3 protein-coding genes are annotated in these 2,441 nt (G+C 43.8%); all 3 read right to left on the bottom strand.

The features are described from left to right. On the bottom strand, positions 1-927 hold a 927-nt coding region (locus tag AC1MDJ_RS07540; RefSeq protein WP_479690308.1), incomplete at its 3' end, for an LTA synthase family protein. A 15-nt stretch (positions 928-942) separates the two neighbouring features. Continuing rightward, positions 943-2,184 carry a transcription termination factor Rho gene (gene rho / locus AC1MDJ_RS07535; protein WP_479690307.1) on the bottom strand — a complete coding sequence of 414 codons (1,242 nt, stop codon included), beginning with the start codon at positions 2,182-2,184 and terminating at the stop codon, positions 943-945. Between the two features lie 115 nt (positions 2,185-2,299). Next, positions 2,300-2,431, bottom strand: a complete 132-nt coding sequence (locus AC1MDJ_RS07530) for a flagellin (protein ID WP_479690309.1) — start codon at positions 2,429-2,431, stop codon at positions 2,300-2,302. Positions 2,432-2,441: the final 10 nt, after the last annotated feature.

Genomic DNA, 2,441 nt, shown 5'->3' with positions numbered 1-2,441 from the left:
CTTAAACTCTCCCAAAAGGTTGCGACTAGGGTTGTCCAGCCCCATTAGAAAACTGCCCATACTCTCCATAACAAATAATAGGATATGAGGGGGTTGTCTCCTTGCAGGTTCGGGTGCAGTGCCCGTTGTGTCCATTAGCAGCTCCAGCGATGCTTTAGTGGATTTGCCAAAAAACTCCGAATAGATAGCGTCCCCGTCCTCGTTTGTTACTGATGTGAACTCCTCTTTTTTATAGTTTTTATACGCTTCTTGCAACGACATTCCAGCGTTTTTAGTGAATTCATTTAACATTGGCAATGCTGAAACCTGTGCTCTTGATAGTCTCAACGGGAACTTGCCCACAGAACCACGTGTCCCGATAACCCATGCTATAATTATTGCAATAACTACTACAGCAGACGGAACTGGCGAAAAGTTTCTAATCTGAAACTCGGCACATCTAGCCTGCCAGCGAGCAAAGAGCGTGTTTGATAGATAGCCGATAAGAACTGTCGCAACTAGCGCATTCGTCACCGGATATTGACTAATAACCGTTTTAATAATAGCCGTTGTGTCATCATCAATCAAACCAAAGATAAAAACGTCTATGCTTTTGCCAAAGGTCTGAAAGTAATAGACGTTAACGATAGTCAGCCACGTAATAAGAACGATGGATATAACAACAAGGATTCTCTGTGCTTTATAGTTACAAATACCAGCCAGTAGTGCGGGTGCAAGCACTATGCAAGCAACCCTAATGTCTAAAAGCGTTCCTACGCCAAACATTCGCCAGATGTCTGCTGCGTATTCTGAATACTGAGCTGGCTCCATTGATACTAGCAACAGATAGAGCCTACCTAGTTCCTCAATAACGATAGCGACCGTCAGAGGTGCTAACAGGCAGAACAGGGTTCGCCTAAACCTAACTGATAAGGCTGACAACAACATTGTGGGTAATTGTGCCTATTTTTTCATAGAGTTTAAGAAATCCATATTGTTCTTTGTGCCTTTAATCTTATCTAGCAGGAACTCCATAGCGTCAACGGAGTTCATATTAGACAAGAACCTGCGTAGCACAATTACCATATTTTGTTCTTCTGGGGTTAAGAGTAGCTCTTCACGTCTAGTGCCAGATTTATTAACATCTATAGCAGGGAATGTGCGCCTTTCAACTAAACGTCTGTCAAGGTGAAGCTCCATATTGCCAGTGCCCTTAAACTCTTCAAATATAACTTCATCCATACGTGAGCCTGTGTCAACCAATGCAGTTGCCACTATGCTGAGACTACCGCCAAATTCTATATTACGTGCGGCACCGAAGAAACGTTTCGGCTTGTGCAGTGCATTTGCATCAACGCCGCCCGATAGAACCTTGCCGCTGGGTGGTTCTATTGAGTTATATGCTCTAGCTAGACGGGTAATACTATCTAATAGGATAACTACGTTTTTGCCATGCTCAACAAGCCGTTTAGCTTTATTAAGAACCATCTCTGAAACTTGCACGTGCCTGTATGCAGGCTCGTCAAATGTAGAGCTGACTACTTCAGCCTTAACGGAACGCTGCATGTCGGTAACTTCCTCTGGGCGTTCGTCTATTAGCAACACTATCATTACAACTTCGGGATGGTTTTCTGATATGCTGTTTGCGATAGACTTTAACAGCATAGTTTTGCCTGTTTTAGGTGGTGCAACGATTAAGCCACGCTGTCCTTTGCCGATTGGCGATACAAGGTTGATTATACGAGTGTCATAGCGCGTAGGAAATGCTTCTAAGTTCATCCGTTCATCTGGAAATAGCGGGGTTAGGTTCTCAAATAGCTTTCGTTGACGGGTAGGGGGGTCATCATTGATACTCTCTACCTTCAAGAGAGCAAAATACTTCTCCCCCTCGCGAGGCGGGCGAATTTCCCCTGCAACAGTATCGCCGTTTCTCAGTAGAAACTTGCGTATCTGTGCGGGGGACACGTATAGGTCATCTGGACCGGGCAGATAGTTGAAATCAGATGAGCGCAGGAAACCGAATCCGTCCTGCAAGATTTCAAGCACGCCTTGTCCGTAGATTTGCCCATTTTTCGTGCTAGTGGTCTTTAAGATTTCAAACATCAGCTCCTGTCTTAACAGGTTGCCTGCATTATCAATACCTAAATCCCCAGCAATTGCTATCAAGTCCTCAATAGACTTCTTCTTCAGCTCCGATAAGTTCACTGACGTCTCCCCTTACAGAATTGTTATGTATATTAGCTGTGTTATTGAATCAGAGTAACGGCAATAATACCACTAGTCATAATAATAGCAGATTTAGGGCTTGTCAATAGGTATTTTAGAATTTTATCAACTGCATTATTGTTTGTGGCAGAGCGTTAGTTTGCGAGAGCAGGTTTGTTTGTGTGGTCATTAGTAGTTGTTTTTTTGCTAGGTCAGCGGAAGCCTCTGCGAAGTCTAGGTCTCTTATCTGAGATTCA

The sequence above is a fragment of the Candidatus Termitispirillum reticulitermitis genome (assembly GCF_054655775.1).
This window is presented reverse-complemented; position numbering and strand designations above follow the sequence as displayed.